Source organism: Streptomyces sporangiiformans (assembly GCF_005768555.2).
GTDB lineage: Bacteria > Actinomycetota > Actinomycetes > Streptomycetales > Streptomycetaceae > Streptomyces > Streptomyces sporangiiformans.
Window position 1 is genome coordinate 1 of record NZ_VCHX02000038.1, and the last position, 13,500, is coordinate 13,500.

The following is a 13,500-nucleotide window of genomic DNA, read 5'->3' on the forward strand; positions in this document are numbered from 1 at the left end:
CCCCTCGTTCGAGACTTCGGGATACATCACCTTCGACCTCGGGCCAGGCGCTGACCTCGGTCTGTGGTCCGGCCAGTTCGAGGATCTGTCACCGGACGTCCCGCGCACCAGTGAGGTTTGCCTGGCCATTGACGGTGGACCCGACGAGCTCAACGCGACCTTCAAGCAGTGGCAGTCCAAGGGGGTCACGATCCTGCGCGAGCCTCATGATGCGGGGTTCGGGCTGACCTTCCTCGCGGCCGATCCTGACGGGAACCGTATCCGCGTCGCACCGCAGGACTGAAAGGCCGCAATGCGGCAGGCGCGCACGATAGGTGTCGCGCCTGCCGTCGTCTGACTTCGAGAGGACGACGAGTCCCCCCGCGCGAATGCGCCCCTGAGCGTCGAGGGCCGTAGGCGGCTCGTGAAGCGGTGCCAGACACGTCCCATCGCCCATGTCGCCGCTGAGATGGGCATCTCTCGCGCATGCGCCAGCAAGTGGGTAAATCGCTGGCGGCTACACGGTGATGCGGGATTGCAAGACCGGCCGTCGAGTCCGCACCGGAGTCCGAACGCGACTCCAGCATGGGTCATCGAGCGGATCGAGTCCTGGCGCCGCGAGCACAAGTGGTCCGCGCAACGGATCACCGACGAACTTGTGAGTATCGGTTTTGTGATCAACCGGCGAACTGTCAGCCGACACCTGACCCGGCTCGGCCTCGGCGAACGCCGCTTCATCGACCCAGGCGGTGAGAACAACCGGAAGCCGGGGAAGATCATCGCCCGCTGGCCCGGACACATGGTGCACCTGGATGTGAAGAAGGTCGGCCGGATCCCTGATGGCGGCGGGTGGCGGATCCACGGCCGGGACAGCGATCAGGCCAAGGTCGCTAGTGTCGGGCGAAGTCGGCCGGGGCGAAGCGTGGCTACGTCTACCTGCACTCCGTCGTCGATGGTTTCTCACGGCTCGCCTACACAGAACCGCTGGGCGATGAGAAGGGCGCGACGGCTGCTGCTTTCCTCGCCCGGGCGAAGGTCTGGTTCGCCTCCCACGGCATCAACCACATCCACCGGGTCGTCACCGACAATGGCGCTTGCTACCGCTCCGGCGACTTCGCCCGCATCGTCGGGCAAGGCACCCGACATCAGAGAACCAAACCATACACACCTCGGCACAACGGGAAGGTGGAGCGCTACCAGCGCATCATGGCCGAGGAAGTCCTCCACGCCCGCGAGTTCACCAGCGAGGACGCCCGGTCAGCCGCGATCACAGTGTGGAACATCCACTACAACTACCACCGGCCGCATAGTGCTGCCGCCGGAAAGCCGCCAGCAGCACGCCTCCGCGAGAGCGTCACCAACGTCGAGCCCTCATACACCTAGCTCGCCGCGGCGCGCTTGAGCTCTCGACACATGGTGGCGCGAGAAACGCGGAACAGGCCCGCTAGTTCGGCCCGGGGTGTGCTGGCTTCGGACTCCGCGACCATCGAGAGCACGCTGAACAACTACCGCCCAGCGGGTTCGGTGGCGTCGTACGCGCTGCCGTCGATGCTCAGGCTGATGCCTTGATGGGGAGTTCATCGGCGATTGAGAACGACCCTAGTGTTGCGACGGTGGGCGTGGCGCAGCGATCAGGGCGGTCGTCTCCATGGGCAACTCGGCGATCTGTGCGATGTCCAGGCCGGCCCGGTTCAGCAGCGCTGTGATCCTGTCAAGGGTGCGGTGCTCGCCGCCAGTTGTTATCAGGAGGTGCAGATCCCACAGAGCGGGCAGCACGGTGGAGTCCTCGTCCTCGACAAAACGATCGAGGATCAGCAGTCGCGACGAGGAGTCCACCATGGCGCGGCGGCAGTTCTCGAAGACCTTGACGACCGCGTCGTCGTCCCAGCCAGCCAGCACTCGGCAGAGGATGTAGACGTCCCCGCCCGTCGGGACGTCTTTGAACATGTCGCCCCCGACCAGTTGGACGCGGTCCAGTCCGATTGTGGCTGCTAGGTGCTCACGCGCCTTGGGCCATCTTGCCGCTGGAGAAGTCGAAGATCTCAGGTACCTGGTGGAAGAACATGCTTCCGGCGTTCATGGTGTGCTGGAATCGCCTGGCGGTGGCCGCGTCCTGACTGAGATAGTCGTAAAACGACTGACCGTAAGCGACTTCGAAACCCGAGCTTGCCGTGCTGATGGCGTGGTGGACATGAGCCCAGGCGGAGTAGAACTCCTCGCCGTAGAGCAGGCACATGTCGCGTAAGGACTGAGGGCCGTCGAGCAGTGCTGCGCTCACATGGGTACTCCGGTAACCGGTCGACTCATTGCCCTCGAATACGCCCATGGCCACCAGAAGGCGCATCAGGCGGTGAATGCCCTCTTCATTCGCTCCAGTTGATTCGGCGAGTTCGCTTAGCAGGTGGTCCGGCCGGCCTCGATATGATCCGGCAGTCTGAGTTTGACCGCGGTGTAGAGGGCCTGCGCCCTCCACCCACCGGTGATCATGTCGACCACTTCTCGAGTGGCCTGCACGTCGACTGTCATTTCGGCCTCCCCCATCCCGACCTCACAACAACGTCGGTAACCGTACCCCAAGTACAAGCACCGGAAGTTGACAACTCGCATTGGTTCCGCAGCACCATCCCGGACAAGGACGGAAGACGGGTTGGTGGCCCGCTGAAACGGTGTTTCGGCTCGCCACCACCGGTTCTCGACACTTTTCGCCATTCTGTGCAGCCCACACAGCAGATCAACCGTCTTGGCCGCACTGCCGGATGGACAGACGTAGGGTCCTTTCGTGAGTTACCAACCCATAGAGGAAGGGCCACCGCGCGTGTCCAGCAGAGCATCGTCCACCGATCGTCTCGGGGCGCGGCTGATCATTCAGACCGCGGTGGGCCGAGGCGACCGAGGTCCTCTGACTCGCAGCCAACTCCGACACCAAGGTGTGCTCTGTGTCGATGGCTGGGTGGAGGGATGACTGCCGAGGAGGGGCTGTTCGAGTTGCCGACGTCCGACACCCCGCCCGCTGAGGCCATGCGGGCCACCGCGCCGTTGGCGGTGCGGATGCGGCCGCGCACACTCGATGAGGTTGTCGGCCAGGCGCACTTGCTGCGTCCCGGCGCGCCGCTGCGGCGGCTGGTGGACGGCGGGGAGGCGGCTTCGGTGTTGCTCTACGGCCCACCCGGCACCGGGAAGACGACGATTGCACGCCTGCTCGCCACCGTCGATACCCGATACTTCGTCGCCCTCTCGGCGCTGTCCAGCGGAGTCAAGGAACTGCGAGAGGTGATCAACGACGCGCGCCGTCGCCGCGACCGTCAGAACCGGCAAACCGTGCTGTTCATCGACGAGGTGCACCGCTTCTCCAAGACCCAGCAGGATGCGTTGCTCGGGGCGGTCGAGGACAGGCTTGTGTTGCTCGTTGCTGCCACCACGGAGAACCCGTCGTTCTCGGTGGTGTCGCCGCTGCTGTCACGGTTGCTGGTGTTGCAGCTCCAGTCTCTGAGCGAGGACGAGGTCCGCGACCTGCTGCGGCGGGCGGTGACGGATCAGCGCGGCCTCGACGGTTCGGTCTCGCTGTCGGCCGAGGCCGAGGACGCCCTGGTGCGCCTTGCCGCCGGCGATGCCCGTAGCGCGCTGACCGCGCTGGAGGCGAGTGCCGACGGGGTGGTTGATACGGGCGGCACGACGATTGACGTGCCGGCCGTGGAGCGAGCCATCGCTGAGGCCACCGTGCGCTACGACCGGCAGGGCGACCAGCACTACGACGTCATCAGCGCGTTCATCAAGTCGATCCGCGGCTCAGACCCCGACGCCGCGCTGCATTACCTGGCCCGCATGCTCGTGGCCGGGGAGGACCCGCGGTTCGTCGCGCGGCGGCTGTTGGTGCACGCCAGTGAGGACGTCGGGCTGGCCGACCCTACCGCGCTGCAGGCCGCCGTCGCCGCGGCGCAGACGGTCCAGCTGATCGGGATGCCCGAGGCCCGCCTCGCCCTGGCTCAGGCCACCGTGCATTTGTGAGGTGCCCGCTCACCTGCGATACGGCCGCTACGCAGGCGCCGCGGAGCTGGGCAACGCGGTCGGCTACCGCTACCCCCACAACACGTCCGACGGAGTCCTGGAGCAGCGGTACCCGCCGGACGCACTGGTGGGGAAGGACTACTACCGCCCCACGCAGCACGGCAGGGAACGCACCCTGCACGAGCGCCTCACGAAGCTCCGCCGTGCAGTCCGGGGCGGATAGAGGTATTGCCGCAATCTCGTGGGCCACTGACTGCACGCCGACCTCGGCGGGCCGGTCGGTGCGCTGCTGCCTCGCGCGGAAGCCTTCGAGGTAGCTCGCCGCATTCAAAATGCGTCGAGCCGTTGGCGACCTGGAGCGGGATACGCGCCTTCCGCACCTGTTGCGGGAACTTCTCGAGCGGCCCCTTTCGGATGCAGCGCACGGTAGGAGGGTCGAGTTCGGGGCGCTCGCGGCCGAGCACCACTACAGCCGAGCCGCGACAACGATCACTCGGCCTTTGCCTTCCTACCGATCTTTGCGTTTTACTCGACTGAATGCGTTCGCCAACTGCCGTCGCATAACGCCCCGTTGAACTAAATCAGTAGTACTATCGCGAGCGGAATCGACCTGGGCAGCGTCATGGCTCGGGGGCGGTACAGCACCGTCGGGTGGGAGAACGAGTCATTGGCAGGCGGGAGATCTCCAGTGCTCAGAATGGCGACAATCGGCGTCTATGGCTTCGACGGCGAGTCTTACCTTCAACGATTACAGCAGGCGAATGTTCGCCTGCTGCTCGACGTACGTCAGCGCCGCGGCGTCCGCGGACCCGAATACGCCTGGGCGAACTCACGTCGGCTGCAGGCAGCGCTCGCCGAGGCCCGGATCGCCTACGAGCACCACCCTGAACTCGCCCCAACAACCGAGTTACGTCAGCTTCAGTACGCCGAGGATGACCGCCGCGGGGTCGGCAAACGCTCGCGCCGCGAGCTCGCTGCCGGGTACACCCGCCGCTACACAAGCGAGATCCTCGACCGCGCCGACCTCGCGCCGATCGTGTCGGCGCTGCCGAGCAGCGGGACCGCAGCGCTGTTCTGTGTTGAGGCCGACCCTGAGGCCTGCCACCGATCGTTGGTCGCCCAGCGGCTGACCGAGCGGTACGGCGTCACGTTCGAGCACCTGCGCCCGTTGTGATGCGTGAAATTCCTCCGGGCGGCGTGCCGCGACTGCGGATAGCGGTGTTCGCCGGGCCGACGGCGACGATTCTGAACACACCGGACCTGATCACATCGAACAAGGCACGCACACGTCACGGTCTCCCGCTGCGCCCCTCTCACTTCGACGTCCTACGCCCTCAGCGGCTCGCGGCACCTGTGACGGTATACATCGAGGCGTTCAGCGCGCATCCACTCGAACGAGATGCAGCCAACTTGTATGCCCCGCCGGACGGATGGCTCGACAAAGACGGCACATTCCACAATGAGCAGCCTTTCGACGACGCCACACCGGTGTATGTCGTCGAACTTCATCCCGACGACGGTCTCTATCCCCTCGACTACACCGTTCGCACCACCGGCAGCCGGTCGACAGACGTTCTACCCCGATGCTCGCCGCCTCTACGAGGAGATCGAGCGGTTCGGCCTTGCTGACCACGGTACTCCCGTTGAGTTGTGGTCAATCGCCGACTTTGACTTCTTCCGCGCTGCTCCGTCGGGCGGATACACCGCAGACCCCGATTCCGAGCGCCTTGGGCAGGACTTCTTTGGCGCCGACAGTCCGCCCACCGTTGACGAGGAAGTGGAGATCCTTGCACGGATCAAAGCCAACCTTGTCACGGCGCCACTGGCCGGTTTCGTATGTGAAGGCATGTCGCCGTTCGGGATGGCTGACCCGACGAAGAATGCGGCCTTGAGCGTGGCCATCTTCGCCGGCATGCCGGTGGTCCGCACTGGCGGCGGCAACACCGGAGGCATGGCGTACCGGGCTGACCCGACGTTCATCTCAGGCAACAACCTCACAGCTACTAAAGCGCGCATGCTTCTCATGGCCGCGATACTCAAACTTGGCGCACTGCCCCCTGCCGCAGATCCATTCAACGCAACCTCTGACGAGCGTGCAGCCACAGAACAAGCAGTCGCTCGATACCAGACCCTGTTCGACACCCACTGACCCAAGGCTGCGACACCCCGCGTCGGCGGCGTGGCCGGCGCGATCCTCATCTGGAGTTCAACGGACGAGCCGCGATTGCCCAACTTTGAGAACGGGAACCTATGGGTACGTATGAGTACGTGGTAGCCGACGTCTTCACCGACGTCCCGCTGGAAGGCAACCCGGTCGCGGTCTTCGTGGATTCCGCCGCTATTTCCCCCGAGCGCATGCAGCAGATCGCGCAGGAGATGCACCTGTCGGAGACTGTTTTCGTCCTCCCCGCGGAAGACGACGGTGACGTGCGGGTCCGAATCTTCACCCCGGTGAACGAGTTGCCGTTCGCCGGGCATCGCACACGCCTACACCACAGCCGTCATCGACCTGCTCGCCGACCGAGCGCCCGGGCAGGACGCGACCGGGTCGGCGACGGCCGGGCCGACCAGGTGTACCCGGCCGCAACGTTGGTCGCATCGTTGGGGTAGGGCGAGATGCACGGAGCCTGCTTGACCCTCACGTTGCGGGAGGCTGGAAGGTGGGGTGCATGAGCGACTACTACAACGCGTTTGAGATGAGTCCCGTGCCCGCTCCCGGCCCGGATGCGGTTCCACCGGAGCCGTTCCGTGGCATCTACGGAATGCCCGCGTTCGTGACGATCCCCACGAGCGATTTGGCGGCGTCGGTGGACTTCTGGGTTCGTGGGCTCGGGTTCTTCGAGCTGTTCAGCATCCCCGGCAGCCTTGTGCATCTGCGCCGGTGGGCGTTCCAGGACGTACTCCTCGTCCAGGCGGCGAGCGCTCCGGAGCAGGCACCAGCGATGAGCGTCAGTTTCGCGTGCGTGCTCAGCCAAGTCGATTCCCTTGTCGAGGCCTGTCGTGCGTTGCGCCCGAACTCGGTCGATGGCCCACGGGATACGCCCTGGAACACCCGCGATGTGGAGGTGATCACGCCCGAGAACGCTCGGATCGTTTTCACCGCGGCGAAGCCCTTTGATCCGGCCAGTCAGGAGGCGCGGAACCTTGAAGCCGTCGGTGTCACCCCACCGGGCGTCGGTCGCGGCGACAATGAGGAGCATGCTTGATGCCACTGACGCCGATGGCCTGACGGTCGGTCAGGTCTCGACGCGTCTGGGCGTGACAGTCCGCGCGCTGCACCACTGGGATGAGATCGGTCTGGCGCGACCGTCGCTGCGCACGGCTGCCGGATACCGGCTCTACACCGCTGGTGATCTGGAACGCCTGCACCGCATCGTCGTCTACCGTGAGATCGGTCTCGGCCTGGACAGGATTCGGGCCATCTTGGACGACTCGACGGCAGACGTGCCCGGCGCATTGCGCGCGCAGCGCACCCAGGTCGCTGAACGGATCGACCGCCTCCAGCAGCTCAGCGCCGGACTGGATCGGATGATCGACGCCCACGATCGCGGCCTGCTGCTGACCATCGAGCAGCAGGCCGCGATCTTCGGCCCCCAGTGGAACCCGGACTGGCCCGCCCAAGCCCGTCAGCGCTACGGAGACACGACGCAATGGCGGCAGTACGCCGAACGCTCCGCCTCTCGCGGTCCGGAGGAATGGCAGGCCATCGCCGACGCCGTTGCCGGCCTCGACCGCGCCCTCGGGGATGCGATGGACGCCGGCGTCACACCTGGTAGCCCAGAAGCGAATCAGCTCGTCGAGCGGCACCGCGAAGTTTTTGCTTCGTACTTTCCCCTCACCAGGCAGATGCAGGTCTGTCTCGGCCGCATGTATGAGGCCGATCCGGGATTTGCTGCCCACTACGACGGCATCCGCGCCGGCCTTGCCACGTGGTTCCGTCGAATCATCGACGCCAGCGCGCGCGCCCACAGCATCGACCCTGACACCGCGACCTGGCAGTAGAGCGCGGGTCCGGAAGCCTGCACCCGCGTAAGCGGCTCCAGCACGGCCCATTGATCATCTGACAGATCTCGCGATCACGTGGCGGGAAAAAGGGTTGGGCGGGATGATGTTCGTGCTGCTAGCTTGCAGGCGACCGTGACATCGCCGAGGAGGTGAGACCCATGAACGCTGTATCTGTGTGGGTGCTCCACCTCTTCGTCACGGTCGGGCGATTGACGTAGGTGTCGCCGGGAGCGCCTCAGTATCAAGGCACTCCCGAAAGGCAACACCTATGCATTCTCTGCATTTCACTGCGGAGACATCGTCGACCGGTGTACTCGAACGCGACTTCACCGTGGGCGAGATCACCGGCGTACTCTGGTCGCCGGCTTCCGGCTCCGATCGCGCGCCACTGGTACTGATGGGGCACGGCGGCGGCACGCACAAGAAGTGGCCGGGAATGGTGGGCCGTCGCATCGCCTCGTGACCGGCTGCGGCTTCCACGTCGCCGTCATCGACGCGCCTGGTCACGGCGGCCGGCCGCGCACGGCGCACGACGAGCAAGAGATCGCCGCGATGTACCGGGCGAGGGCGGCGGGCGAGCCGGAAGGCCCGATCATCGTCCGCTACAACGCCCACCTGGCGGAGCGCGCCGTACCCGAGTGGCAGGCGACACTGGACGCCCTCCAGGAACTGCCGGAGATCGGCGCAGAAGGGCCGGTCGGCTACTTCGGTCTGAGCATGGGCACCGCGACCGGAGTTCCGTTGACGGCGATCGAACCCAGGATCACCGCCGCGGTCTTCGGTATCCACTGGCCCGACGCCCTGGCCGAGACGGCGAAGCAGATCAGCGTCCCAATCGAGTTCGTGCTCCAGTGGGACGACGAGCACATCCCGCGCGAGTCCGGTCTCGCGTTGTTCGACGCCTTCGCCTCGAAGGAGAAGACGTTGCACGCCAACGCGGGCAAGAACAAGGAGGTGCCCCGGTTCGAGGCCGACAGCGCGGTCCGGTTCTTCGCCCGGCACCTCGGTCGAGCGGTCACCTCGCCGGCCTGACGTGAGCGGTATCGGCGTCCGGCCGGACGGACGCCGATACCGCGGCCCCGGGTTGAGGCTGCGAATCCAGATGATGGATCCACACACACCTGAGGTCGCGGAACGCTCTGGGCAAGGAGAAGACATAACAGCCTTTTCCAGGGGGTCGGTCGCGCCCTGAGCGACGAGACCCGTTCCCTGCATCAGCTCGCGGCCGACCACGAGACCCCGAACGGAAACAACGAACGCATCCGCACCACATGGTTCGACCAGGCCAACTCCGAAGCCCTCAACAAGGCCCTCGATGGCCTCCTCGCCGATCTGAAGTAGCCCCGGGTAATGGGCTCGCGCCCGAAGCCGCCCCGTGAGTTGACCCGTGAACCCGCGGGGCCATCCCCCAGAATCTGGGCAGAACTGTGTCGAGCGGTAGCGGCAGCTCCGCTTCCGTCTCTCGCCAAACGACCATCTGTGAGAGTGCTGCGCGAGACCCTGATGCGCCGTAGATGGCGCCAGATCTCACCTGCACCCGGCTGGATACACAGCCGGGTACGTCGGCACCGAGGCGTTGTCAGTGGCGGCAGGCAGGATGTCGGGCATGACCACACCAGCTGCAGTAATCGTGGATGCCGCCGCCTACGCGCAGGCGGTCGAGGACGCGGTAAAGGCGTCGGCCGCCTACTACGCGAGCGGCACCTCCCCGCTGGACGACGACGCCTACGACCGGCTGGTGCGCGGGATCGCGGCGTGGGAGGCGGAGCATCCCGAGCAGGTGCTGCCCGATTCGCCGACCGGGAAGGTCGCCGGCGGCGCCGTGGAGGGCGATGTGCCGCACACGGTGGCGATGCTGAGCCTGGACAACGTGTTCTCGCCGGAGGAGTTCACGGCCTGGACGGCGTCGCTGGCCCGGCGCGTCGGCCACGACGTGGAGCGGTTCAGCGTCGAGCCGAAGCTGGACGGCCTGGCGATCGCCGCCCGCTACACCCGCGGCCGCCTGGACCGGCTGATCACGCGCGGCGACGGGACGGCCGGGGAGGACGTCTCGCACGCCATCGGCACCGTCGAAGGCCTGCCCGACACACTGGCCGAGCCAGTCACCGTGGAGGTACGCGGCGAAGTCCTGATGACCACCGCCCAGTTCGAGCACGCAAACGAGGTACGCACCGCGCACGGCGGGCAGCCGTTCGCGAACCCGCGCGGCGCAGCAGCGGGCAGCCTGCGCGCCAAGGAGCGCGCCTACACGGTGCCGATGACGTTCTTCGGCTACGGCCTGCTGCCCCAGCCCGACACCGAGCCGGACCTCGCCCGTCGCCTGGGCGAACTCACGCACAGCGACCTGATGGCCCAGGCCGCCGCGTACGGGGTGAACACCACCGCCACCACGACCGTGCCCGGCATCACCGCCGGCACAGTGGAGCAGGTTCTGGCCCGGGTGCAGGAAATCGCCGCGCTGCGCGCGACGTTGCCCTTCGGGATCGACGGGATAGTCATCAAGGCCGACCTGGCCGCCGACCAGCAGACGGCCGGATCCGGGACGCGCGCCCCGCGCTGGGCGATCGCCTACAAGCTGCCAGCCGTCGAGAAGATCACCCGGCTGCTGGAGGTGGAATGGAACGTCGGCCGCACCGGCATCATCGCCCCGCGCGGCGTGCTGGAGCCGGTGGAGATCGACGGCGCCACCATCACCTACGCCACCCTGCACAACCCGGCCGACATCACCCGCCGCGATCTGCGCCTGGGCGACCACGTCATGGTCCATCGGGCCGGTGACGTCATCCCCCGCATCGAAGCCCCCGTCGCCCACCTGCGCACCGGTACCGAACAACCCATTGTCTTCCCCGAGATGTGCCCACGCTGCGGCGCCGGCATCGACACCAGCGAGCAGCGCTGGCGCTGCGCGAACGGCCGTAACTGCCACCTGGTCGCCGCCCTCTCCTACGCCGCAGGCCGCGACCAGCTCGACATCGAAGGCCTCGGCCACACCCGCGTCGTCCAACTCGTCGAGGCCGGCCTGGTGGCCGATCTCGCCGACTTGTTCACCCTCACCCGCGATCAGCTGCTCGCTCTGGAGCGGATGGGTGAGACCAGCACCGACAACCTCCTGGCCGCCATCAGTACGGCCAAGGGGCAGCCGCTGTCGCGGGTGCTGTGCGCGCTCGGGGTCCGCGGCACCGGCCGGTCCATGTCCCGCCGGATCGCCCGCTACTTCGCCACCATGGACCACATACGCACCGCAGATGCCGAAACGATGCAGCAGGTCGAGGGCATCGGCACCGAGAAGGCCCCGTCCATCGTCGCCGAACTCACCGAGCTCGCCCCGCTCATCGACAAACTCGCCGCCGCCGGGGTGAACATGACAGAACCCGGCGCCACCCCACCGAGCGCGGCCGCCGCCGATGACTCAGGCGGCGCCGCGCAGAGCGAGGGTTCGGCGGACGGGCCGCTGGCCGGGATGACGGTCGTCGTGACCGGCGCGATGACCGGACCGCTGGAGAAACTCAGCCGCAACCAGATGAACGAACTCATCGAACGCGCCGGCGGCCGCGCCTCCTCCAGCGTCTCCAAGAAGACCACCCTGGTCGTCGCGGGAGAAGGCGCCGGATCCAAGCGTGCCAAGGCCGAGTCCCTCGGCATCCGCCTGGCCACCCCTGACGAATTCGCCACCCTCGTCGCCGACTTCGTCGGCTGATGCGGGAAGCGACGGCGGGCCCGGTCATCACACTCAGCGATCAGCAGCTCGGGTGTCGGTGGCCGCCGGCTCGTCGTCCACGTCGTCCTGCCCGTCGACGCCGTGCGCTCCGGCCGATCACGGCTTCGTGGCGTGCAGCGAGCGTTGTGCACGAGTCACACCAGACGCATGACTTGCAACTTCAGGATGAACAAACCTCCATGGGGACTGGTCCTACGCTGTGGGACGTCGCCCGCCGGGTGCGCCGGCCCGTCCGCTAGCGGGTGAAGGCGTGCGCGTGTGCCTCGTCGAGCAGTTCACGCAGGATCGAGGTGGTTGGTGCGACGGCGGTGGCGAGCAGTGCCGGGCCGTTGGCCAGGGGTGCGAGGACGGCACACCCGTCCTTGATGCCTTCGCCGAGGAGTATGGGGCCTCGTCGGACGTGGACGCGCGGGTCCACGACCAGGAGCTGGCCGACGGCGCGGTGTCTGTTCAGGACGGCCGGGCCGTCCCAGCCGGGTTCTGGCGCCCCGTACGCCGTTTGCTGGTCGAGTAGTGGGCGCCCGGCACGGTGGACCAGGATCCGGCTGACGATGTGACCCGGTTCCTCGTCGGCCCGGCCCAGGACCTGCTCTTCTCGCAGTACGAACCGTGAGGTGGCGGCGAGTTCGACAGTGTACGTCTGTCTCAGATTGCTGCCGGCGGCGCTGATCAGGGGCTGCGGTAGCCAGAGCAGATGGGCGTGTTCTCCGGCGGTGAGCCGCACGTCGTAGGTGGCCGCTTCGGTGGTGGGGCCGCGCAGGGCGAGCGTGGCGGCAGCCGTGATGACCTCCAGCTCGGCCCGGTCCTCGGCGGTGATGTCGAGGGTGAGCCGGTCGCCACCGAGCGGAGCACTCATCGCGCCGATGATCCCCACCGTGGCGGCGTTGCCGTCGGTGCGCATGCGCCGCAGGTGGAAGGGGCCGTCGCTGCGCAACTGCGGGAGGGTGGTGACACGTCCGTTGTGCGCGGCGCGGATCCGGGCCGTGGCACGTACGCCGTCGGGGTGGCCGGCGGGCTCCTGGGCACCGGCTGGGGGAACGTCGAGGTCCGACGTGGCTCGGGCGGAGGCGAGTCGGGAGGAGGGGCTCATACAACTGCCCCCGCGCGCCACTGGGCGAGGTGGCCCGTTACCCAGTCGGCGACTTCGCGGATACCGTCGTCGGAAGTGAGGCTGGTGAAGATGACGGGAAGGTCGCCGCGCTGTCGTTTCGCGTCGACGGCCATGGTGTCCAGGTCGGCGCCGACGTGCGGGGCGAGGTCGGTCTTGTTGACGATGAGGAGGTCGGCGGTGGTGATGCCGGGGCCACCTTTGCGGGGGATGTCGTCGCCGCTGGCCACGTCGATGACGAAGATCTGCACGTCGACAAGGCCCTTGGAGAAGGTGGCGGTCAGGTTGTCACCACCGGACTCGACAAGCACCAGGTCGAGGGGATGGAGGGTCTCTTCCAGGTGCTCGACGGCTTCCAGGTTGGCGGAGATGTCGTCGCGGATCGCGGTGTGCGGGCAGGCGCCGGTCTCGACGGCGGTGATGCGCTCGGGCGGCAGGACGGCTTCGCGCAGCAGGTACTCGGCGTCCTCGCGGGTGTAGATGTCGTTGGTGACAGCGGCGATACACCAGCGGTCGCGCAGGGTGCGGCAGAGCGCGGCGACGGTCGCGGTCTTGCCGGAGCCGACGGGGCCGCCCAGGCCGACGCGGAGGGCACGGCGGCTGCCGTCGGGCCGGGTCGCCGAAACGCTGGGGATGTGCTGGTGAGGCAGAGAGTGGCCAAGGTGCATGTCAACTCCGTTGGGAA

The 13,500-nt window shown here is 67.1% G+C and carries 12 protein-coding genes and 3 pseudogenes; 10 read left to right on the forward strand and 5 right to left on the reverse strand.

The features are described 5' to 3' along the window. Both FGD71_RS02355 and FGD71_RS02360 read left to right on the forward strand, forming a co-directional pair. Nucleotides 1–283 (forward strand): VOC family protein (locus FGD71_RS02355; protein ID WP_119098681.1); only part of this gene is annotated, 283 nt, incomplete at its 5' end. 93 nt (nucleotides 284–376) lie between these two features. Then, nucleotides 377–1,362, forward strand: a pseudogene (locus FGD71_RS02360) (IS481 family transposase). A 216-nt stretch (nucleotides 1,363–1,578) separates the two neighbouring features. On the opposite strand, the gene FGD71_RS47865 reads toward FGD71_RS02360, so the two are convergent. The 3 genes from FGD71_RS47865 to FGD71_RS49595 form a co-directional block, all read right to left on the reverse strand. Next, the gene (locus tag FGD71_RS47865) at nucleotides 1,579–2,025 is read right to left on the reverse strand and encodes a methyltransferase (RefSeq protein ID WP_205571077.1); all 447 of its coding nucleotides are present in this window, start codon (nucleotides 2,023–2,025) and stop codon (nucleotides 1,579–1,581) included. Further along, the gene (locus FGD71_RS47870; RefSeq protein WP_219925781.1) at nucleotides 1,979–2,257 is read right to left on the reverse strand and encodes a hypothetical protein; all 279 of its coding nucleotides are present in this window, start codon (nucleotides 2,255–2,257) and stop codon (nucleotides 1,979–1,981) included. Before FGD71_RS47870 ends, FGD71_RS47865 begins: the two co-directional genes overlap by 47 nt. Nucleotides 2,258–2,373: 116 nt before the next feature. Next, entirely contained in the window at nucleotides 2,374–2,505 is a 132-nt protein-coding gene (locus FGD71_RS49595; protein WP_276147115.1) for a hypothetical protein, read from the reverse strand. Between the two features lie 492 nt (nucleotides 2,506–2,997). Between FGD71_RS49595 and FGD71_RS02370 the strand changes: the two are divergent. The 8 genes and pseudogenes from FGD71_RS02370 (at nucleotide 2,998) to ligA (ending at nucleotide 11,686) form a co-directional block, all read left to right on the forward strand. After that, nucleotides 2,998–4,207, forward strand: a pseudogene (locus FGD71_RS02370) (replication-associated recombination protein A). A gap of 474 nt (nucleotides 4,208–4,681) precedes the next feature. Continuing rightward, entirely contained in the window at nucleotides 4,682–5,158 is a 477-nt protein-coding gene (locus FGD71_RS02375) for a DUF488 domain-containing protein (protein WP_240436350.1), read from the forward strand. 318 nt (nucleotides 5,159–5,476) lie between these two features. After that, nucleotides 5,477–6,133 carry an L-asparaginase family protein gene (locus tag FGD71_RS02380; RefSeq protein WP_205571076.1) on the forward strand — a complete coding sequence of 219 codons (657 nt, stop codon included), beginning with the start codon at nucleotides 5,477–5,479 and terminating at the stop codon, nucleotides 6,131–6,133. A gap of 101 nt (nucleotides 6,134–6,234) precedes the next feature. After that, on the forward strand, nucleotides 6,235–6,594 hold the full coding sequence (locus tag FGD71_RS49600; RefSeq protein WP_276147116.1) for a PhzF family phenazine biosynthesis protein: 360 nt from the start codon (nucleotides 6,235–6,237) through the stop codon (nucleotides 6,592–6,594). Nucleotides 6,595–6,653: 59 nt separating this feature from the next. Further along, nucleotides 6,654–7,190, forward strand: coding sequence for a VOC family protein (locus FGD71_RS02390; RefSeq protein WP_119098683.1), 537 nt, complete (start codon nucleotides 6,654–6,656; stop codon nucleotides 7,188–7,190). After that, complete coding sequence (locus FGD71_RS02395) at nucleotides 7,183–7,986, forward strand: MerR family transcriptional regulator (protein WP_119098684.1); 804 nt, start codon at nucleotides 7,183–7,185, stop codon at nucleotides 7,984–7,986. The genes FGD71_RS02390 and FGD71_RS02395 overlap by 8 nt, the downstream gene beginning before the upstream one ends. Nucleotides 7,987–8,257: 271 nt before the next feature. Continuing rightward, nucleotides 8,258–9,021, forward strand: a pseudogene (locus FGD71_RS02400) (alpha/beta hydrolase family protein). 574 nt (nucleotides 9,022–9,595) lie between these two features. Then, nucleotides 9,596–11,686 carry an NAD-dependent DNA ligase LigA gene (gene ligA, locus FGD71_RS02410; RefSeq protein WP_162930998.1) on the forward strand — a complete coding sequence of 697 codons (2,091 nt, stop codon included), beginning with the start codon at nucleotides 9,596–9,598 and terminating at the stop codon, nucleotides 11,684–11,686. A gap of 256 nt (nucleotides 11,687–11,942) precedes the next feature. On the opposite strand, the gene FGD71_RS02415 is transcribed toward ligA, so the two are convergent. Next, nucleotides 11,943–12,797, reverse strand: a complete 855-nt coding sequence (locus FGD71_RS02415; protein ID WP_119098686.1) for an urease accessory protein UreD — start codon at nucleotides 12,795–12,797, stop codon at nucleotides 11,943–11,945. Next, the gene (ureG, locus tag FGD71_RS02420) at nucleotides 12,794–13,483 is read right to left on the reverse strand and encodes an urease accessory protein UreG (RefSeq protein ID WP_119098687.1); all 690 of its coding nucleotides are present in this window, start codon (nucleotides 13,481–13,483) and stop codon (nucleotides 12,794–12,796) included. The genes FGD71_RS02415 and ureG overlap by 4 nt, the downstream gene beginning before the upstream one ends. Nucleotides 13,484–13,500: the final 17 nt, after the last annotated feature.